Raw genomic sequence first — 20,301 nt, forward strand, 5'->3', positions numbered from 1 at the left:
CCTGGTGGCGAACCAGGGTCTGCTCAGCCCATCGCCAGCAGGTCGTAGATGATCCTGGCCATCAGCGCCAGCAGGCCGCAGACCGATACCAGCATCAGCCACGGCGCCCAGCCTTTGTCGCGCCAGGAAAAACCCAGCAACAGGCTGACGCAGCAGATGGCCAGTAAGACCAGGGTGGTGTTGAAACTCAGCAAACCGCCTCCTTGCACAGCGATGACATGCAGAGGCATCTTCGCCCCGACGGCCGGATGCGGTATTGATGCCCGTCAAGGAATGCAGCCGGCGACGCTAAGAAACATCCTAGGCATATTGATATTCCAGATGGAATGATCAACTGCGTCACAATGGTTCGGCAATTTCCACCCCCTTGTTCATCCTGATCTGCTGGAGGCACCATGAAAGTTGAGAATATTCTGCACACCATCGGCAATACGCCGGTGGTCCGTATCAACCGTTTGTTCGGCGCTGGCGCCCAGGTCTGGATCAAGTCCGAACGCAGCAATCCGGGCGGCTCCATCAAGGACCGCATCGCGCTGGCGATGATCGAAGATGCCGAGAAGTCCGGCGCGCTCAAGCCCGGCGGCACCATAATCGAGCCCACCAGCGGCAACACCGGCGTGGGCCTGGCGCTGGTCGCCGCGGTCAAGGGCTACAAGCTCATCCTGGTGATGCCCGAGAGCATGTCCATCGAGCGCCGCCGCCTGATGCTGGCCTATGGCGCCAGCTTTGACCTGACTCCCAAGGAAAAGGGCATGAAGGGCGCCATCGCCCGCGCCGAGGAACTGGCCGCGCAGACCCCTGGCTCCTGGATCCCGCAGCAGTTCGAGAACCCCGCCAATACCGCCGTGCATGAGCGCACCACCGCGCAGGAAGTGCTGGCCGATTTCCCCGATGGCCTGGATGTGCTGATCACCGGCGTCGGTACCGGCGGCCACCTCTCGGGCGTGGCCCATGTGCTCAAGGCCAAGTTCCCCCAGCTCAAGGTCTATGCGGTCGAGCCCACCGCCTCGCCCGTCATCTCCGGCGGCCAACCTGCTCCGCACCCGATCCAGGGCATTGGCGCCGGCTTTATCCCGCGCAACCTCGACACCAGCGTACTCGACGGCGTGATCCAGGTCGATGCCGAGCCCGCCCGTGAATACGCACGCCGCGCGGCGCGCGAAGAAGGCCTGCTGGTCGGCATCTCGTCGGGCGCCACCCTGGCTGCCATCGCGCAGAAACTGCCCGATCTGCCGCCCAACGCCAAGGTGCTGGGCTTCGCCTATGACACCGGCGAACGCTACCTGTCGGTGGACGGCTTCCTGCCGGCCTGATCTCCCACGGCGCCTGCTTCGCCGTCAGCCCCTGGCCTGCCAGCCAGGGGCTTTTTCTTACCTATCGTCACATCAAAATAGATAACCCGGGTTAATTTCACCGGGCAACCGTGCCATATTGCAGGCCGGGCGCGTTGACCAGCCCAGGCCCGTGGCGACTTCCTTTGACGGCCTCCGTCTGGGGAGCATTCCAAGCCCATGGCACCGGCGGACCCGGCTTTTCGCCAAGAAACGCGCTCGCTCTTCAAACCCGAAATACCAAAACACCTTGGAGGCTCAGTGATGCAATTTTCCTGGAACGATCCCACGGCGATCATGTTCGCCATCTACCTGGTGGCCATGCTCGCCATCGGCTGGCTCGGTTACCTGGGCACCAAGAACCTGTCCGACTACATCCTCGGCGGCCGCAGCCTGGGCAGTTTTGTCACGGCGCTGTCGGCGGGCGCGTCCGACATGAGCGGCTGGCTGCTGATGGGCCTGCCAGGCGCCATCTATGCCACCGGGCTGTCCGAGTCCTGGATAGCCGTCGGCCTGATTTTCGGCGCCTACCTCAACTGGTTCTTTGTGGCGGGGCGCCTGCGCCTCTATACCGAGCGCGCCGGCAATGCATTGACCTTGCCGGACTACCTGGCCAACCGTTTCGAGGACCGCAGCAATGTGCTTCGCATCGTCACCGCGCTGGTGATCCTGGTGTTCTTCACCCTGTACTGCGCCTCTGGTGTCGTGGCAGGCGCGCGCCTGTTCGAGAACATGTTCGGCATGCCCTACACCACCGCGCTGTGGGTGGGTGCTGCCTGCACCATCGCCTATGTGCTGATTGGCGGCTTTCTGGCGGTGAGCTGGACCGACACCATCCAGGCCTCGCTGATGATCACCGCGCTGCTGCTGGCACCGGTGATCGCCTGGCTGGCGGTGCAGGGCCAGCTGCAGCCGGGGCAGGATCTGCATGCCATCGTCAGCGCCGAGAAGTTCGACCTGCTGCGCGGTGCCAGTGTTGCGGGCATCGTATCGCTGCTGGCCTGGGGCCTGGGCTACTTTGGCCAGCCGCACATCCTCGTGCGTTTCATGGCCGCCTCGTCGGTGCAGACCATTCCGGCGGCGCGCCGCATCAGCATGACTTGGATGGTGCTGTGCCTGGGCGGTGCGGTGGCCGTGGGCTTTATCGGCATTCCGTACTTCGCGGCCCACCCTGAAGGTGCAGCCGCCGTGAACGCCAATGCCGAGACCGTGTTCATGGAGATCACCAAGCAGCTGTTCAACCCCTGGATTGCGGGTGCGCTGCTGGCCGCCATTCTGGCTGCGGTGATGAGCACCCTGTCCTGCCAGTTGCTGGTCTGCTCCAGCGCGCTGACCGAAGACATCTACCGCGTGTTCCTGCGCAAGCAGGCCAGCCAGAGCGAGCTGGTCTGGGTAGGCCGCGCGATGGTGCTGCTCGTGGCGCTGATTGCCATTGCCATCGCCAGCAATCCGGAAGCCAAGGTGCTGGGCATGGTGAGCTATGCCTGGGCGGGGTTTGGTGCGGCCTTTGGTCCGGTCATCATCCTGTCGCTGTTCTGGGGCCGCATGACGCGAGGCGGCGCACTGGCCGGCATCATCGTTGGCGCTGTCACCGTGCTGGTCTGGAAGCAGCTTGGCTGGCTGGGTCTGTACGAGATCATCCCGGGCTTTGTGTTTGCATGGATCGCCGCCGTAGCCGTGAGCCGCATGGGGCCGCCACCGTCGGCCACAATGCAGCGGGCCCATGCCGATGTGGAGCGCGAATTCTCCCAACTGCAGCGCTGATTTCCGCCAGCGTAAAAATGCAAAAACCGCTCCTGAGAGCGGTTTTTGCAGGGGCAGCAGAGGCTTACTTGGCCGCCACGACGCCCGCCCCAGAGGTCTCTTGCGCGATGGCCTGCGCCACCTTGCCCACGCTGGAGCGCTTGCGCCAGGTCGACCAGGTCACGGCAGCCAGCAGGAAGACGCTGATGCAGACAAAGGTGGCGCTGATCGGGCGCTGCATGAAGACCATCATGTCACCCCGGGACAGCAGCAGCGCGCGGCGGAAGTTCTCTTCCATCATCGGGCCGAGCACAAAGCCCAGCATGATCGGCGCCACCGAGAAGTCCAGCACCATCAACACCGCACCGATGATGCCGAAGGCCAGCACCTCCCAGATATGGAACAGGCTGTTCTGCGTGGTGAATACCCCGACCGCAATGAAGAACATTGCTGAAGGGAACAGGTACTTGTAAGGCACGGCCAGCATCTTGACCCAGACACCGATCAGCGGCACGTTCAGAATCATCAGGATCACATTGCCAATCCAGAAGCTGGCGATCAGGCCCCAGAAAATGTCCGGATGCTCGGTGATCAGCTGCGGGCCGGGCTGGATGCCCTGGATCAGCAGCGCGCCCAGCAGCAGCGCCATCACGGCGTCGCCAGGGATGCCCAGACTCATCGTCGGGATGAAGTCCACCTGGGTCTTCGAGTGCGCCGAGGCCTCGGGGGCTGCGACGCCAGCGATCATGCCGGTACCAAAACGGCTCGGGTCCTTGGCCACCTTTTGCTCCAGCGCGTAGGCAATGAAGGTGGTGATGGTCGGACCGGTGCCGGGCATAGCGCCAAACAGGGTGCCCACCGTGGTGCCGCGCACCATCGGCCAGAACGCCTCCTTGAGCTCGGCCATCGAGGGCCGCATGTCACGGATGCGCATCTTGGTGTTGCTGGTGATCGCCTTCATCTTGTTGACGTTGAGCAGCAAGTCGGCAATACCGAACAAGCCCATCGCCACGGCCACCATCTCCAGGCCATCGCTCAGATCAGGCAGGTCGAACGCGAAGCGGAAGGTGCCGCTGTTCACGTCGGTACCGACCACGCCGCAGAGCAGGCCGAACAAGGTCATCGCCACACCCTTGAGCGGCGAGCCGCGCGACATCGTCGAGCCCGCGAGCAGGCCCAGCAGCATGATGGAGAACAGCTCGGCGGGGCCGAACTTGAACGCGATCGTGGTCAGCAGCGGCGAGGCGAAGATCATCACGATGATGCCGACCGACGCGGCAAAGAACGAGCAGATCATCGTGATGCCGAGCGCGGTTCCGCCCTTGCCCTTCTTGGTCATCGGGTAGCCGTCCAGGCAGGTCACGGCATGTGGCGGGTGCGATGGCAGGTTCAGCAAGATCGCGCCAATGGCGCCACCGTACTGCGAACCATAGAAGATACCGGCCAGCATCAGGATCGCAGGCACCGGATGCATGGTGTAGGTCAGTGGCAGCAGAATCGAGATCGCCGACAGCGCGCCCATGCCCGGCAACACGCCGATCAGGTTGCCCACCAGCACGCCGAAGAATGACCACATCAGGTTATGGCCCTGGAAGGCGATGCCAAAGCCGTACCAAAGGTCTTGCAGTGCTTGTCCCATGGCTTACATCCCCCACCTGACCAGCGGCATCTGCACCTGCAGCGCCCACCAGAAAATCAACACGGCGACGATCATCATCGACATGGCCAGCACAAAGCAGGCCATCACGCTGTTGCTGCGGTCACCCAGGGCGCAGATGAACACGATGGCAAAGGTCGCCGGCAGCAGGCCCAGGTATTCGCCACAGAAGTAGAAGGCAATGGTGCCCAGAATGATGCAGGCAGCGCCCCGGAAATCCGGAATCTCGTGCTTGTGTCCGACCAGTGCCGCATCGTCACCGGGGCCTTTTTTCTTGGCGTTCAGCGCGATCAGCACGCCCGTCAGCGCCAGCAGTACGCCGACCGCAAATGGGAAGTAGCCCGGCCCCATGTGGGCCAGCGAGCCGATGTTGTAGCCTTGTGCCGCATAGGCAGCGCTGCCACCGATCAGGACCATCAGCGCGCCGCCGTAGTAATCCTTGTTGTAGCTCTTGCCGCCGGTGCTCATGGCCGCTCCTTGGCGGGCGCCCGGCGCCCCTGCACACCCGCAAGGGTGGACCTGTGTTGACCCATATTCGTCTCCTTTTCTTACAACTTGCGCGGAAAGTCTAGAAAACGAAGCTGCCAAACAGCTGCCAAACGCCGGGCAGCGCCTCAAAATACGTAAATCTACTTAGCGAAAACAGTCCCCCAAAGGACAGTGCGCTCAGGCCGGATCGGGAGCCAGCGGCAGGCGCACCAGCGCGGTGAGCCCCCGGCCAGCCGCGCCATCGCTGGCATCGCTGGCATCGCTGGCATCGCTGGCATCGCTGGCATCGCTGGCATCGCCATCTTGCAGCAGCAAGTCGCCATGGAAGCGCTGCACATACGCCCGGGCGATGGCCAGTCCCAGGCCCGATCCTCCCGGCGCCAACGCCGTATCGGCCTGCAAGCGGCTGAAGCGCGCAAAGGCGCGCTCGCGGTCCTCGGGCGCAATGCCGGGGCCGTTGTCCTGCACACGGATCTCCACCCAGGCACCCTCGCGCTGCACCGACACATTGATGCGGCCCCCGGCAGGTGTGTAGGCAATCGCGTTGTGCACCAGGTTGGCCAGCAGCTCATAGACGGCGGTGGCGGCCGCCTGCACCGGTGCAGCCATCGCCGCGCCCGGGTCGGTCTCGCCTTCGGCATCGCCCTCAAAATCCTGGCCGCGTACATCGGTCCATCCCAGGTCCTGCTGCTTGTCGAGCGCCAGTGGCAGGTAGGCCAGTACCACCTCGCGCGCGACCGCATTGGCGTCGCAGACCGCGCCGTCCAGCGCCTGGGGAGATGCCGGCTGGCTGGCATGGGCCAGCGCCAGCAACTGTTCGGACACGCGGCGGCCCCGCTGCAGCTGCTGCAGCATGCTGCGCAACGTGGCCTGCACGGCGTCGGGGTCGGTCTCACGCAGCGCATAGCCGGCCTGCGTGCTAAGAATAGCCAAGGGCGTGCGCAGCTGGTGCGAGGCATCGGCCAGAAACTGGCGCTGCTGGGCCAGTGCATCGCGCTGCTGCGCCAGGTGCAGGTTCATCGCATCGACCAGGGGCCGCACCTCGCCGGGCACAGCCTCGGTGGCCAGCGGCTGCAGGTCGTCGCTGCGGCGCTGCTGCACCGCCCGGCGCAGCGCCTGGAGCGGCCGCAGGCCCCAGGCCACACCCAGCCACACCACCAGCACCAGGACGAGCAAGGTGCGGCCATCGCGCAGCAGGCTGTCCCACATCAGGCTGCGCACCGTGCGCTCGATGCCGGCGCTGGTCTGTGCGGTCTGGATCAGCACGCGCCACTCCTGGCCCGACTGGTCGTGCAGTACCCGCAGCAGCGCCAGCACCCGCACCGGCTGGTGGTCCACCTCGGCGGCATACGACACCCGCGTGCCATCGTCGGCAGCGCGAAAGGGGCGGCTGGGGTAGGCCGGGTCATGCGCGGGCTCGGGGAACTCGGCGGCACCCAACAGCAGGCGCTGCTGCGTGCCGTCGGGCGTCTGCAGCTGCACGCGCAAGAACTTGCGCCGGCTGCTGAGCACCTCGAACATCGAGATGATGTGCAAGGGCTCATCCAGGCTCAGTTGGCCTTCCGCATCCCAGCGCAGGTTGTCCGACAGCGCCTGGGCCGGCTCCAGCAGGCTCTGGTCATAGGCCCGCTCCAGCTCGCGCGCCAGGCTGACGCTGTCGCGCCAGCTGTCGAGCACCAGCAGGCCCATCAGCACGGGCACCAGCACCCACAGCAGGCGCAGACGCAGGCCGTTGGAGGAGCGCAGGCGCGGGCGCATCGGATTCAGGAAGAAAGTGTGCTGCCCGGGCCCTTGGGCACCAGGGTTTCGAGCATATAGCCCAGGCCGCGCACCGTCACGATATGCACGTCACCGCCCGCCAGCTTGCGCCGCACCCGGTGCAGCACCTGCTCGATGGCATCGGGGCTCACGCTGCTGTCCTGCGGGAAGACCTTGGCTGTCAACTTGGACTTGCCCACCGGCGCGCCAGTGCGCGCCATCAGCGCTTCGAGCGCCGCATGCTCACGCGGGGTCAGCGCCAGCATCTGCTCAGCCAGCCAAAAAGTGCGGTGGTTGCTGTCATAGCGCAGCGAGCCGCATTGCTGCATCGCCTGGGCCCGCCCCTGGCTGCGCCGGTGCAGCGCGGCCAGGCGCGCCTCCAGTTCGGCCACTTCAAATGGCTTGGTCAGGTAGTCATCGGCGCCCCGGTGCAGGCCTTCGACCCGGTCCTGCACCGCGCCTTGCGCGGTCAGCACCAGCACCGGCTCACGGTGGCCCTGCGCTCGCATCGCCGACAGCCAGTCAAAGCCATGCTGGTCGGGCAGCTGCAGATCGAGCACCACCACGTCAAAGCGGCCATCGGGCAGCAGGCGCGTGGCCATCGCAGCCTGTGAGGCATGCACTGCTTCGATATTCGATTGCTTGAGGGCGCGCACCAGCCAGGCGGCCATCTCCTGCTCGTCTTCAATCAGCAAAATGCGCATCGTTGTCGCCCGCCCGTAGACCCACAAAGAGCGCGATCATACGCCCAAGTGGCCGCTGCACGGGCACGCCATGCCCAGCGCTACTCCTGGATGGGTGACGGAATGCCAGGCGTGGGCACCGGTGGGGGTTGCACCGGGGCGGGGTCTTTCACAGGCGGGGCTTCCGGGTGCCGGGGGTCTATATGCATTCTGGGCTCCTTGCAGGTCAATGCTGCGATTGTGCCCAGGCCCGGCAGGGCGCGCTGTCAGCAAACGCCCTGCCCTGGCAGCCCGGCACCGGCTCAGCGCGCCAGCACAGGCGCCAGCGCCTTGCCGGTATGCGTGCCCACCTGCACCAGGTCTTCAGGCGTGCCAGCGGCCACAATGCGGCCACCGGCATTGCCGCCTTCCGGTCCGAGGTCGATCACCCAATCGGCTTCGGCAATCACATCCAGGTCATGCTCGATCACCACGACGCTGTGGCCGGCATCGACCAGGCGGTGCAGCACGTGGATGAGCTTGTCCACGTCGGCCATGTGCAGGCCAACGGTGGGCTCATCGAGCACATACAAGGTGTGGGGAGCCTTGTTGCCACGGCGCGTGATGTCATCGCGCACCTTGGTCAGCTCGGTCACCAGCTTGATGCGCTGCGCCTCCCCGCCCGACAAGGTGGGCGAAGGCTGGCCCAGGGTCAGGTAGCCGAGGCCCACATCCTGCAGCAGCTGCAACGGATGGGCGATGCTCGGCATGCTGGCGAAAAAGGCCACGGCCTCATCCACCTCCATCTGCAGCACCTCGCCAATGCTCTTGCCACGCCAGGTCACCGCCAGGGTTTCGGCATTGAAGCGCGCACCATGGCAGACCTCGCAAGGCACTTTCACGTCGGGCAGAAAGCTCATCTCGATGGTCCGCATGCCCTGGCCCTCGCACGCAGGGCAGCGCCCTTCGCCGGTGTTGAAGGAGAAGCGCCCGGCCGCATAGCCGCGGGCCTTGGCCTCCAGGGTCTCGGCAAACAGCTTGCGGATCGTGTCCCAGAACCCGATATAGGTGGCAGGGCAGGAGCGCGGCGTCTTGCCAATCGGTGTCTGGTCCACTTCCAGCACCCGGTCGATGCCTTCAAAGCCCTGCAGGCCCTTGCAGCCCGTCAGCGCCGGGGCCTTGCCGGCATCCATGTCGTCACGCCCGGCCTTGGTCGCGCGCTGGGCGACCCAGGCCGCAACATTGGTCAGCAGCACATCCCGCGCCAGGGTCGATTTGCCCGAGCCAGACACCCCCGTCACCGCGACCAGGCGCTTGAGCGGCACGCGTGCGTCCACGTTCTGCAGGTTGTGCAGGTTGGCACCCAGCACCGTCAGCCAGTGCAACGGCGCCATCGCATCAGCCCGGGCCGGTGCGGCCAGCGCGGCATTGGCCTCGGCGCTGTCGGCCGCCAGCGCGGCAGCAGCGTCGGCGGCGATCTGCTTCTTAGTGCGCTTCTTGGCGACCGGCTTGGCCTCCTCGGCGGGCACAGCCACCGCATCGGCCACACCATGCACCAGGCGGCGTGGCTGGAACGGATGGCGCATCGCATGCAGCAGGTAGCGGCCGGTCTGCGAATCGGCCGCGTCCATCACATCCTGGGTTGTGCCCTGGGCCACCAGGCGGCCACCGCGCTTGCCGGCGCTGGGGCCGATGTCGATCACATGGTCGGCACGTCGGATCGTGTCCTCGTCATGCTCCACCACCACCAGCGTATTGCCCTTGGCGCCCAGCTTGTGCAGCGCATTGAGCAGGATGTGGTTGTCGCGTGCATGCAGGCCAATGGTGGGCTCGTCGAGCACATAGCACACGCCCTGCAGATTGCTGCCCAGCTGCGCGGCCAGGCGAATGCGCTGCGCCTCGCCGCCCGACAAGGTCGGCGCGCCCCGGTCCAGGGTCAGGTAACCCAGGCCCACTTCTTCCAGAAAGGCCAGGCGACTGTGGATCTCGGGCACCAGGTCGCGGGCAATATCGCTTTCGCGGCCCGACAGTGCCAGCCCCTCGATCCAGAGCCGCACATCGGTGACCGACAGGCGCGCGATCGACGAGATCGACTGGCCATGGAACAGCACCGCCCGCGCGGTGGCATTGAGACGCGTGCCCTGGCAGGTCGGGCAAGTGGTTTCGCCCACATCCTCGGCCTCGGGCTCCTCGAAGCTTTGCTCGCGGCCCCGGTTGTCCTGGCTCATCACCGAGTCGTCATAGACCTTGCGCTGGTCCTTGGTGAGCTTGACGCCGGTGCCCACGCAATCGGGACACCAGCCATGCTTGCTGTTGTACGAGAACAGGCGCGGGTCCAGCTCGGCATAGCTGGTCGCACACACGGGGCAGGCGCGCTTGGTGGAGAACACCTGCAGCCGGCCAATGGCTGCCGTGTCGCTGCCGGCCAGCATCGCCGCCTCCAGCGTGTCGATGGCCGACAGCACATGCAGCACGCCCTTGCCCAGCTCCAGCGCGGTGGCCAGCTTGTCGCGCAGCAGGGCCTCGTTCTCGGGCCTGATCTCGATGCTGGCGACCGGCAGCTCGACCGTGTGCTCCTTGAAGCGGTCCAGGCGCGGAAAGCCGGTGGTCGGCAGGAACTGGCCATCGACGCGCAGATGCGTATAGCCACGGGGCCGCGCCCAGTCCGCCAGCTCGGTGTAGACGCCCTTGCGGGCGACGACCAGCGGCGCCATCAGGCCAATCAGCTGGCCCCGGTACTGCGTCATCAGCTGCGCGGTAATGCTCTCGGGCGTTTGCGGTTGCACAGCGGCACCATCCTTGGTGCAGTGCTGCACACCCAGCTTCACATACAGCAGGCGCAAAAAATGCCAGACCTCGGTCGTGGTGCCCACCGTCGATTTGCGGCCACCGCGCGAGAGGCGCTGCTCGATCGCCACCGTCGGCGGAATGCCGTAGACCGCATCGACCTCGGGCCGGCCGGCCGGCTGCACGATCGAGCGCGCATAGGCGTTCAGCGATTCCAGGTAGCGGCGCTGGCCCTCATTGAACAGAATGTCAAACGCCAGGGTCGACTTGCCCGAGCCCGACACCCCGGTGACCACGTTGAACTTGCCGCGCGGAATATCGACGCTCAGGTTCTTCAGGTTGTGTTCCTTGGCATTGATGATCTGGATGCTGTCGCTGGGCGCCACGGCTGCGGTAGCCGGCGCACTGCGCTCCAGCGCATAGCCGGCGCGCGGCTCGCGCACCTCATGGGGCTGGCCGTCGGTACGCCCACCCAGCATCGCCACTTCGTAATCGCGCAGCGCCTGCGCGGTGTAGGAGCGGCCGGACTTGCGCACCTCTTCGGGCGTGCCCTCTTCCACCACCTTGCCGCCGTCTTCGCCGGCATCGGGCCCCAGGTCGATCAGCCAGTCACTGGCACGGATCACATCGAGGTTGTGCTCGATGACGATCAACGAATGGCCGGCCTCCAGCAGCTTGCGCAGCGCGCGCATCAGCTTGGCTATGTCCTCAAAATGCAGGCCGGTGGTGGGCTCGTCGAACAGGAACAGGCTGCCTTTGCGCGCCAGGGTCTGCTTGGATTTGGAGGCGCTCTTGGCAGCCTCGGCCAGGAAACCGGCCAGCTTCAGGCGCTGGGCCTCGCCGCCCGACAACGTGGGCACCGGCTGGCCGAGCTTCACATATTCCAGCCCCACATCGACGATGGGCTGCAGCGCACGGATCACCTCGCGGTCCTTGGCGAACAAGATGGCCGCTTCGCTGACGGTCAGCTCCAGCACATCGGCCACATTCATCAAGCGGCCGTCGCGCTCGATGCGCACTTCCAGAATCTCGGCGCGGTAGCGCTTGCCATCGCAATCGGGGCAGCGCAGGTAGACGTCGGAGAGGAACTGCATCTCCACATGCTCAAAGCCCGAACCGCCACAGGTGGGGCAGCGGCCATCGCCGCTGTTGAAGCTGAACTTGCCGGCGGTGTATCCGCGCTGCAGCGACAGCGGCGCCGTCGCAAACAGCTCGCGGATGGCATCCCAGGCGCCCACATAGCTGACCGGGTTGGAACGCGCGGTCTTGCCAATCGGCGATTGGTCGACAAAGACGACATCGGACAGGTGGTCGGCCCCCAGCAGGCGCTGGTGGGCGCCGGCCAGCTCGGTCGGCTTGCCAAAATGGCGCATCAGGGCCGGCGCCAGCACATCCTGGATCAGGGTGGACTTGCCCGAGCCCGACACGCCGGTCACCACCACCATGCGCTGCAGCGGGAAATCCACCGACACGTTCTGCAGGTTGTGCTCGGTCGCGCCTTCCAGAATCAGGCGTGGCGTGCTCTCGGTGACCATGCGCTTGGCGCCCATGCCCACCTGCTTGCGGCCGCCCAGGTAGGCGCCGGTCAGGGTGTCGGCATGGCGCAGCTCGGCCGTGGTGCCGTCGAACACGATCTGGCCGCCCTTCTCGCCCGGGCCGGGGCCCATGTCGATCATGCGGTCAGCGGCGAACATCACCGCCGGGTCGTGTTCGACCACCACCAAGGTGTTGCCGGCGTCGCGCAGCCGCTTCATCGCGACGGTGATGCGCTCCATGTCGCGCGGGTGCAGGCCGATCGAGGGCTCGTCGAGCACGAACAAGGTGTTGACGAGGGAGGTGCCCAGCGCCGTGGTCAGGTTGATGCGCTGCACCTCGCCGCCGCTCAAGGTGCGGCTCTGGCGGTCCAGGGTCAGGTAGCCGATGCCGACATCGCAGAGGTACTGCAGCCGGTTGCTGATCTCTTCATGCAAGAGCCGCAGCGCCTGTGCGTCGCCATCGTTGCTGCGGCGGATGTCCATGCTGGCAAAGAACTGGCGCAGCCGCACGATCGGCAGCAGCATCAGGTCATGCAGGCTCAGGCCTGGCAGGGCTTCGAGCTGCTCGCGGCTCCAGGCCACCCCGCGCGGCATGAAGCGCTGTGCGGGCGGCAGGGCCGCATCGGCAGCGGCCTTGGAGCCCACGCGCCACAGCAGGCTCTCGGTCTTGAGACGTGCACCGCCACAGACCGGGCAAGGCGTGTAGCTGCGGTACTTGGACAGCAAGACGCGGATATGCATCTTGTAGGACTTGGTTTCCAGGTACTCGAAATACCGGCGGATGCCATACCACTGGCGGCTCCAGTTGCCATCCTTGTAGCCCTCTTCGCCATTGATGACCCAGTCCTTCTGCGCCTCGGTCAGCTTGGCCCAGGCGGTATCGCGGGGAATGCCCTGCGCCTCGGCATGGCGCATCAGATCGTCCTGGATCTCTTTCCAGGCCGGCGTCTGGATCGGCTTGATCACACCGGTGCGCAAGGTCAGCTTGTCGTTGGGGATCACCAGGCCCCAGTCCACACCGATGACCCGGCCAAAGCCCCGGCAGGCATCGCAGGCCCCAACGGCCGAGTTGAACGAGAACATCGACGGCGTCGGCTCGCGGTAGCGCAGGCCGCTTTCCGGGCAGTGCAGGCCGGACGAAAACTTCCACAGCGCGGGCTCGGCGGTGTTGCCGTCGGCATCCGCCTCGGCGATGGCATACACCGTCATATGGCCGCTGCCGCGCTTCAAAGCCACCTCGATGGCTTCAATCACACGCGCCTTCTCGGCCTTGCTGAGGCGGAAACGGTCGGCCACCACATCGAGCAGCTTGACCCGCTGGGGCGCCTCCGACGCGGCCTGCTTGCCGGCCTTGGGCTTTTTCTTGCTGCTGTCCACGGCAGCGGCGTGGCGCACGGCATCAACCTCACGCTCAGCCTGCACCTTGGTAAAGCCGCTGGCCGACAACCATTGCTCGAGCTGCTCGGCGCTGGTGTTGGCCGGCAACTCGACGGGGAAGGTCACCACGATGCGCGGATCGTCCGCCTGGGTGCGCTGCAGCAGCTGCTCGTAAATGCTCTCGGGCGTGTCGTGTTGCACCGGCAACGCGGTCTGCTGGTCAAACAGGTGGCCGGCGCGTGCCACCAGCAGCTTCAGGTGGTCGTTGAGCTCGGTCATCGTGCCCACCGTCGATCGCGAGCTGCGCACCGGGTTGGTCTGGTCAATCGCAATGGCGGGCGGCACCCCCTCGACCTTGTCGACCGCAGGCTTGTCCATGCGGTCGAGAAACTGGCGCGCATAGGCGCTGAAGGTCTCGACATAGCGGCGCTGCCCTTCGGCATACAGCGTGTCGAACACCAGGCTGGACTTGCCCGAGCCGCTGGGCCCGGTCACCACCGTCAACTCCCCCGTGCGGATATCCAGATCCAGATTCTTGAGGTTGTGCTGACGCGCACCACGGATGCGAATGTTTTCCTGAGACATACCGATGAGCTATCCAGTAATTCGTTGGCGCAGTCCAGCAACCGGATAAGCAAGGCCCCGGCTCAGTAGCAGGGAAGCCCGGACTTGGAAGGCTGACACGACTGCGTGGGGGCAAAATGATCGTGAACAACCATTCTAGGGAGTTCATTCATCGGCTGAATCAGCTCGCGGCAAAGCCCTGCAAACCACTGTACAAATTTACAGATATTAGCAAGTCAACGATGTATCCGGACCACAGGCCCTGCCCCCACGAAAAAGCCCGCATCCTGTCGAATGCGGGCCTGGCAGCAGAAGGCGCGCGGGGCGCCTGAGGGTGCCCCCTCAGAAGTGGTGGCGTATGCCCAGCGCAAAGGTGCTGAAGTCGGCACCGTCGGTGCCGGTGGCATACCGGGCGTTGGCCTTGTTGTCCACCCTGGTGTAGCCGGCATACACCTTGGTGCGCAGGCTCAGGTGGTAGTTGTAGCCCAGGATCAGTTGGCGCGCGCTGCTGCTTCCCACCCCGCTCCAGTTGCCCGCCCAACCAAACCCGGCAATCAAATCCGATAAACCCAGGCTGTACAACGCAGTGACGCGGCCCGCATTGCGCTTGCCGCGCAGGTCTTCATCGGTGCGCTGGTAGTAGGCGCCTATTCGGAAGGCGTCAAAGGTGTACTGGGCATGCAGGCCCAACGTGGTGCTGTCGTGGACCTTGGTGACGCCTGTGGCCAGCGACAGCGGCCCTTTGGCCCACTTCGCCGTGAGGTCGTAGCCGTTCTTGTTGCCGCTGTTTTCTCCGTTTTCATGGAATGCGCTCGCGCCCTCCACCGTCAGGCCGCCCCACAACACGGGCGTGCGATAGGCCACCTTGTTGGCATCCGGCATCGGGTAGTAGTAGAGCGCATCAGACAGCGAACCCAAGTCATGGTTGGGCTGGCCCATCACCCCTTGGGCGGCCATGGCAATATAGGATTCGGAAGGCATCGAGCCCAGGCGCAGGCTGCCAAAATGCCCCGACAGGTTCACTTCACTCTGGCGCCTGAAGTCGATGCCCGTGCCTCCACGGCCGCTCCCATCGTCCGAATTGAAATCTGCCTCCAGCACGAAGCCTGCTCTCAGCCCGCCACCCAGGTCTTCGGTACCGCGAAAGCCGATGCTCGAGCGGTTGTTGAACAGCCCGGTGGTCGTTACATCTCCTGTTTTTTGCCGTTCCAGCGTGGTATTGATGCGGCCAAAAATCTCCACACTGCTTTGCGCCATTGCCCCAGACGAGCCGGCAGCGGCCAGGCCGGCCAAGGTCATACGGTTAATCAGTACACGCATGTTGTCTCCTCACGGAAAGTCTTTGAAATCGCCAGACAGGACCGCCGATTTCTACATGAAGACCGGTCTGGCTATTTATATTTAATACCCAAACATGGTTTTTAATAGTTATTTTCTATTTTAAAAAGTGCAGTTTGGTTAATGCAGGCAAGACCGTTTGGATAAACGTGGGAGGTAGGCAGAATCAGGCTAAACCCATTGATGCCGAAAAATAAAAAACCCGCGTTCTTGCGAATGCGGGTCAGTGCGCAACAGCGCGCGACAGGTAACACCTTCATCGAGAAGCCATTACCGCGATAAAAAAACCCGCGCTCTTTCGAACGCGGGTCGTGAAGCGGAAGGCGCGCTGGGCGCCCGGCTTGCTTAGAAGTTGTGGCGGATACCTGCAGCGAAGGTGCTGAAGTCGGCGCCGGAGATGCCGGTGGCGTAGCTGGCATTGGCCTTGTTGTCGACCTTGGTGTAACCAGCGTACAGCTTGGAGCGCTTGCTCAGGTTGTAGTTGTAGCCCAGGATCAGCTGGCGGGCGCCGCTGTTGCTGACGTCGTCCCACTTGCCAGCCCAGCCGAAGCCAGCGACAAATTCGGACGCGCCCACGGTGTACATACCGGTCACGCGGGCCGCGTTGCGCTTGCCGCGCAGCTCTTCGTCAGAGCGTTGGTAGTAAGCACCCAGTTGGAAGGCATTGATGGTGTAGTGCGCGCGCAGGCCCAGTTGCTTGTCGCCACCGACCTTGCTGAAACCTGCACCCAGCGCCAGAGGGCCGCTTTCCCAGTTGGCAGCCAGGTCGTAACCATGCTTGTCGTTCGTGCCAGCGGCCTTTTCGTGGAACGATGCAGCGCCTTCGATGGTCAGGCCGCCCAGGAACACGGGGGTGCGGTAGGCGATCTTGTTGGAGTCACGCATCACGTAGGTGTACAGCGCATCCGACAGCGAACCGGTGTCGTGGTTGGGCTGGTCCAGCACGCCGTAGTCGGCCACCGCATAGTAGGACTCGGAGGTGAAGGTGCCCAGACGCAGCATACCGAAGTTGCCAGCCAGGTTCACTTCGCTCTGGCGGCGGAAGGTCAGACCACCTGCGGAGCCGGTGCCCGAGCCGTCGTCCGAGTTGAAACCCGATTCCAGCACGAAGCCAGCCTTCAGGCCGCCACCCAGGTCTTCCGTGCCACGGAAGCCGATACGCGATGCGTTGTTGAACAGGCCGGTGGTGGAGACATCGCCCACCTTCTGGCGCTCCACCGAGGTATTCACACGGCCATAAACCTGCACGCTGCTTTGAGCCAGTGCAGCGGTAGAGCCAGCAACGGCCAAGGTGGCAATCATCAAACGATTCAGTGAGCGCATAGTGTCCTCGGGGATGTAGTCATTAAAAATGGTTGGACGGTGCTGATAGCGTTTGCACAGAGCAGTATTCGGCCCGTCACATATTGTTAATTCTAGGCGGCAGACCCCATTTATCGTGCTTTCCATCGCGCAGATTTTGAGAGAGTGACGCATCGCTACCACACTTTGATGACACACCCTGGTATTAACCATGAGAGCCGGAAAGGGGCAAAAAAAACAGCACCCGGAGGTGCTGTGGGGAGGTGAAGGCCTCGAGTATCACGCAGTGCAGATAACCGGGGCCTGCTCGCAGTTGCGCTGGTCAATCGTCGGCGTAAATATCGACATCCTTGGTTTCGCGAACGAACAAGGTACCGATCACGAAGGTGATGCCGGCGATGATGATCGGGTACCACAGACCGTTGTACATGTTGCCGGTCTGGGCCACGATCGCGAAGGCCGTCGTGGGCAGCAAACCACCGAACCAGCCATTGCCGATGTGATAGGGCAGCGACATCGAGGTGTAGCGGATGCGGGTCGGGAACATTTCCACCAGCATCGCGGCAATCGGCCCGTACACCATGGTCACCAGCAGCACCAGGTAGGTCAGCAGTACCACCGTCAAGAGCTTGTTCATCTTGGAAGGATCGGCCTTGGCGGGGTAGCCATCCTTGGCCAGCGTTTCCGCCACAGCCTTCTTGAACGCGCCATCCTTGGCCTTCAGATCGTCGCCGCTCAGGCCCACCGCTGCATAGCTGGGGATGGTGTCGTTGCCGATCTTGATGACCGCCGTTGTGCCCGCTGGTGCCGCCTCGGTTTCATAGCTCACCGAATTGGCCGCCAGCAGTTGCTTGGCCACGTCGCAGGAGCTGGTGAACTTGGACGTCCCCGTCGGGTTGAACTGGAACGAGCACTCGGCCGGGTTGGCCACCACCACCACCTTGTTCCTCGCTTGCGCTGCTGCCAGATCGGGGTTGGCCGCTTCGGTCAGCATCTTGAACACGGGGAAGTAGGTCAGCACGGCCAGCAGGCAGCCCGCCATGATGATGGGCTTGCGGCCGATCTTGTCGGACAGCGAGCCAAAGATCACGAAGAAGGGCGTTGCAATCAGCAGGGCCACGGCGATCATCAGGTTGGCGGTCACGGCGTCGACCTTGAGCTGCTGGGTCAGGAAGAACAGCGAATAGAACTGGCCGGTGTACCAGACCACGGCCTGACCAGCGGTCAAACCCACCAGTGCCAGGATCACGATCTTCAGGTTCTTCCACTGGCCGAACGATTCCTTCAGCGGCGCCTTGGAGGTCTTGCCTTCGGCCTTCATGCGCTGGAACGCAGGCGATTCCGACAGGGTCATGCGGATCCACACCGACACGCCCAGCAGAATGATCGACACCAGGAACGGAATGCGCCAGCCCCAGTCATTGAACGCAGGCTCGCCCATCGCAGTGCGCGTGCCCAGAATCACCAGCAGCGACAGGAACAGACCCAGGGTGGCCGTGGTCTGGATCCACGAGGTGTAGGCACCGCGCTTGCCGTTGGGGGCATGCTCGGCCACATACGTCGCAGCACCACCGTATTCACCACCCAGCGCCAGACCCTGCAGCATGCGCAACACGATCAGGATGATAGGCGCTGCCACGCCAATGCTGGCGTAGTTGGGCAGGATGCCGACGATGAAGGTGGAGGCGCCCATCAGCAAGATGGTGACCAGGAAGGTGTACTTGCGCCCGATCATGTCGCCCAGGCGGCCGAACACCAGCGCGCCAAAGGGGCGCACGATGAAGCCGGCAGCGAAGGCCAGCAACGCAAAGATGAAGGCGGAGGTGGGGTCCAGTCCGGAGAAGAACTGCTTGGCGATGATGGCCGCCAGCGAGCCGTAGAGATAGAAGTCGTACCACTCAAAAACGGTGCCGAGTGACGAGGCAAAGATGACCTTGCGCTCCTCCTTGGTCATCGGCCGTGCTGCTGCACTGGTTGCCATGCTGTTGTCTCCTTGTAGTGTTGCCGCACTTTTGTTTGGCGGACACTGCATTCTTCAAGCAAGCGCTGACCCAAGTCTGACGGTTTTCCAACACTAGCTTGCAAGCTGCTGACAATTCGCTGACAAAATCCAGCGCAACCCGCAGAAAAGGTTTTGCTATGTGGAAAATCGCTGCACTGCAGCAGCAACCAAGGGAAAGTCCCAGGGCTGGCAAATCCACGGGAAAAGGTGTTTGCAGCGACTCAGAAGCCGGACATCAGCGTTTGGCCAATCCGGAAGGACGGTCGGCCGACGCATCCCACTGGCCATCTGCAAACCAGGCACCGCCGTTCAGGTAGGCACTCAGCATCGGCAAGCCATCGAAACCCCAGAACAGCTTGCCATCCAGCACCATGCTGGGCACGCCAAACACGCCGGTGGCCACTGCGGCGTCGGTATTGCTGCGCAAGGCCTGCTTGGCCTCCTGCTCGGCCGCATCGCCAGCGCGCAGCTGCTCGGCAAGTGTCTGCTCCAGCGCCTGCAGGCGTTGCGCATCCAGCGCGTCGGCCCCTCCCAGCCAGACATGGCGGAAGATGGCGTCGGCCGTGAAGCGGTTGATACAGCCGCCCTGCGCTGTGCGCAGCGCCAGGCGCAGCAACGGCAACGGGTTGAAAGGATGCTCGGCGGGCATCTGCAGACCGCAGCCCTGCCGGTGGCCCAGCCAGCTGGCGTGGCGGTAGGTCCATTCGCGCTTGCCGGCGATGCCGGCCGGCCCGGGATTGGCATGCTGCTGCAGCAACGCACCCAGCAGCACAGGCCGGTAGCGCACATGCACGCTATGGCCTTGCAAGGCCTGGGGCAGCGCATCAAAGGCCAGCCAGGCATAGGGAGAGACAAAGTCCAGGTAGAAATCGATGGTTTTCATACCGGACCCCGGTCAAACCGCCGGCACCAAGGGCCGGCCGTTGCTGCCCAGGCCCGCACGGCCCAGTGCCTGCAGCCAGATCTGCTGGCGCTCGGCGGTATCGGCCTTGGACCAGGCGCGGATCTCGTCAATCGAGCGGTAGCAGCCGATGCAGTGGCTGCGGTCCGCGTTCATCTTGCACAGCGACACACAGGGCGATGGCACCACATCGGCGTAACCGGCCGCAAAGGCACCGGTCACCCGGACCTGCTTGGTGCGCGCTGCCAGCGGCGCGGGCGAGGCCACGGGCAACGCCACCGGCTTGTCCGCTTGCTCTGTCATGCCGCCTCCTTGACCACATCGGCCACCGGCGCGCCGGTCAGCGCTTGCAGATCGGCTGGCGCCAGCGCGAACACGCCATTCGGGTGGCCTGCTGCAGCCCAGATCTGTTCAAAGCGGAACAGCTCGCGGTCAATCAGAGTAACGGGCTTGCTCAGATGGCCGACCGGCGAGACACCGCCAATCGCAAAGCCGGTGCGCGCTTTGACAAAGTCCGCATCCGCACGGCCCACCGGGCCGACCAGCGCGGCCACCTTGGCCTCGTCCACGCGGCAATCGCCCGAGGTAATGACCAGCACGCAGGCGTCATCGCTCTTGCGGCGAAAAATAATGCTCTTGGCAATCTGGCCCAATGCAATGCCCAGCGCATCGGCGGCCTCCTGGGCTGTGCGCGCTGAGACCTCCAGCATCTGCGGCCCATGCGGATGGCCCTGGTCCTGCAGCACCCTGGCTACCCGCTGCACCCCTTCGGGCAGGCTCAGCAATTCCGCTCCACACATGGTTTGACTCCTGGTTAAGCCATGATTGTGCCGGCTTGCGCCCCCGGCTGCAGCG

14 protein-coding genes are annotated in these 20,301 nt (G+C 64.3%); 2 read left to right on the forward strand and 12 right to left on the reverse strand.

Features of this window, described 5'->3' with window-relative positions; genetic code table 11:
* Positions 1-23: 23 nt before the first annotated feature.
* Positions 24-194, reverse strand: a complete 171-nt coding sequence (locus ACCQ08_RS17720; protein ID WP_239810650.1) for a hypothetical protein — start codon at positions 192-194, stop codon at positions 24-26.
* 201 nt (positions 195-395) lie between these two features.
* Here ACCQ08_RS17720 and cysK point away from each other — a divergent pair, with 201 nt between their 5' ends.
* Positions 396-1,313: a cysteine synthase A gene (gene cysK / locus ACCQ08_RS17725; RefSeq protein ID WP_239810649.1), complete on the forward strand. Its 918-nt coding sequence runs from the start codon at positions 396-398 to the stop codon at positions 1,311-1,313.
* Between the two features lie 282 nt (positions 1,314-1,595).
* Positions 1,596-3,095 (forward strand): sodium/proline symporter PutP, encoded by a 1,500-nt coding sequence (gene putP, locus ACCQ08_RS17730; protein ID WP_373450540.1) that lies wholly within the window; start codon positions 1,596-1,598, stop codon positions 3,093-3,095.
* Between the two features lie 64 nt (positions 3,096-3,159).
* Here putP and ACCQ08_RS17735 read toward each other — a convergent pair whose 3' ends face one another.
* From ACCQ08_RS17735 to ACCQ08_RS17785, 11 genes are all read right to left on the reverse strand, one after another.
* On the reverse strand, positions 3,160-4,713 hold the full coding sequence (locus ACCQ08_RS17735) for a tripartite tricarboxylate transporter permease (protein ID WP_373450541.1): 1,554 nt from the start codon (positions 4,711-4,713) through the stop codon (positions 3,160-3,162).
* 3 nt (positions 4,714-4,716) lie between these two features.
* Positions 4,717-5,199: a tripartite tricarboxylate transporter TctB family protein gene (locus tag ACCQ08_RS17740; protein ID WP_373450542.1), complete on the reverse strand. Its 483-nt coding sequence runs from the start codon at positions 5,197-5,199 to the stop codon at positions 4,717-4,719.
* A gap of 198 nt (positions 5,200-5,397) precedes the next feature.
* Positions 5,398-6,978 (reverse strand): sensor histidine kinase, encoded by a 1,581-nt coding sequence (locus tag ACCQ08_RS17745; RefSeq protein ID WP_373450543.1) that lies wholly within the window; start codon positions 6,976-6,978, stop codon positions 5,398-5,400.
* Between the two features lie 5 nt (positions 6,979-6,983).
* On the reverse strand, positions 6,984-7,682 hold the full coding sequence (locus ACCQ08_RS17750; RefSeq protein WP_239810644.1) for a response regulator: 699 nt from the start codon (positions 7,680-7,682) through the stop codon (positions 6,984-6,986).
* Between the two features lie 281 nt (positions 7,683-7,963).
* On the reverse strand, positions 7,964-13,924 hold the full coding sequence (gene uvrA, locus ACCQ08_RS17755; protein WP_373450544.1) for an excinuclease ABC subunit UvrA: 5,961 nt from the start codon (positions 13,922-13,924) through the stop codon (positions 7,964-7,966).
* Positions 13,925-14,245: 321 nt separating this feature from the next.
* Complete coding sequence (locus tag ACCQ08_RS17760) at positions 14,246-15,223, reverse strand: porin (protein WP_373450545.1); 978 nt, start codon at positions 15,221-15,223, stop codon at positions 14,246-14,248.
* Between the two features lie 363 nt (positions 15,224-15,586).
* On the reverse strand, positions 15,587-16,564 hold the full coding sequence (locus ACCQ08_RS17765; RefSeq protein ID WP_239810641.1) for a porin: 978 nt from the start codon (positions 16,562-16,564) through the stop codon (positions 15,587-15,589).
* A gap of 301 nt (positions 16,565-16,865) precedes the next feature.
* The gene (locus ACCQ08_RS17770) at positions 16,866-18,524 is read right to left on the reverse strand and encodes an MFS transporter (RefSeq protein ID WP_373450546.1); all 1,659 of its coding nucleotides are present in this window, start codon (positions 18,522-18,524) and stop codon (positions 16,866-16,868) included.
* A 256-nt stretch (positions 18,525-18,780) separates the two neighbouring features.
* On the reverse strand, positions 18,781-19,428 hold the full coding sequence (locus ACCQ08_RS17775; RefSeq protein ID WP_373450547.1) for a 2-hydroxychromene-2-carboxylate isomerase: 648 nt from the start codon (positions 19,426-19,428) through the stop codon (positions 18,781-18,783).
* Between the two features lie 12 nt (positions 19,429-19,440).
* A complete protein-coding gene (locus ACCQ08_RS17780) occupies positions 19,441-19,749 on the reverse strand; it encodes a DUF1289 domain-containing protein (RefSeq protein WP_239810638.1) in 309 nt (102 codons plus the stop codon).
* Positions 19,746-20,246, reverse strand: coding sequence for a YbaK/EbsC family protein (locus ACCQ08_RS17785; RefSeq protein ID WP_239810637.1), 501 nt, complete (start codon positions 20,244-20,246; stop codon positions 19,746-19,748). Before ACCQ08_RS17785 ends, ACCQ08_RS17780 begins: the two co-directional genes overlap by 4 nt.
* Positions 20,247-20,301 lie beyond the last annotated feature (55 nt).

The sequence above is a fragment of the Comamonas sp. SY3 genome (assembly GCF_041730275.1).
In the GTDB taxonomy this organism is placed as follows: domain Bacteria; phylum Pseudomonadota; class Gammaproteobacteria; order Burkholderiales; family Burkholderiaceae_C; genus Comamonas; species Comamonas sediminis.

What these genes read in the sequence shown, in the direction of transcription:
- cysK (WP_239810649.1), top strand. Translation starts at nt 396, where the DNA reads ATGAAAGTTGAGAATATTCTGCACACCATCGGCAATACGCCGGTGGTC.
- putP (WP_373450540.1), top strand. Translation starts at nt 1,596, where the DNA reads ATGCAATTTTCCTGGAACGATCCCACGGCGATCATGTTCGCCATCTAC.
- ACCQ08_RS17735 (WP_373450541.1), bottom strand. Translation starts at nt 4,713, where the DNA reads ATGGGACAAGCACTGCAAGACCTTTGGTACGGCTTTGGCATCGCCTTC.
- ACCQ08_RS17740 (WP_373450542.1), bottom strand. Translation starts at nt 5,199, where the DNA reads ATGAGCACCGGCGGCAAGAGCTACAACAAGGATTACTACGGCGGCGCG.
- ACCQ08_RS17745 (WP_373450543.1), bottom strand. Translation starts at nt 6,978, where the DNA reads ATGCGCCCGCGCCTGCGCTCCTCCAACGGCCTGCGTCTGCGCCTGCTG.
- ACCQ08_RS17750 (WP_239810644.1), bottom strand. Translation starts at nt 7,682, where the DNA reads ATGCGCATTTTGCTGATTGAAGACGAGCAGGAGATGGCCGCCTGGCTG.
- uvrA (WP_373450544.1), bottom strand. Translation starts at nt 13,924, where the DNA reads ATGTCTCAGGAAAACATTCGCATCCGTGGTGCGCGTCAGCACAACCTC.
- ACCQ08_RS17760 (WP_373450545.1), bottom strand. Translation starts at nt 15,223, where the DNA reads ATGCGTGTACTGATTAACCGTATGACCTTGGCCGGCCTGGCCGCTGCC.
- ACCQ08_RS17765 (WP_239810641.1), bottom strand. Translation starts at nt 16,564, where the DNA reads ATGCGCTCACTGAATCGTTTGATGATTGCCACCTTGGCCGTTGCTGGC.
- ACCQ08_RS17770 (WP_373450546.1), bottom strand. Translation starts at nt 18,524, where the DNA reads ATGGCAACCAGTGCAGCAGCACGGCCGATGACCAAGGAGGAGCGCAAG.
- ACCQ08_RS17775 (WP_373450547.1), bottom strand. Translation starts at nt 19,428, where the DNA reads ATGAAAACCATCGATTTCTACCTGGACTTTGTCTCTCCCTATGCCTGG.
- ACCQ08_RS17780 (WP_239810638.1), bottom strand. Translation starts at nt 19,749, where the DNA reads ATGACAGAGCAAGCGGACAAGCCGGTGGCGTTGCCCGTGGCCTCGCCC.
- ACCQ08_RS17785 (WP_239810637.1), bottom strand. Translation starts at nt 20,246, where the DNA reads ATGTGTGGAGCGGAATTGCTGAGCCTGCCCGAAGGGGTGCAGCGGGTA.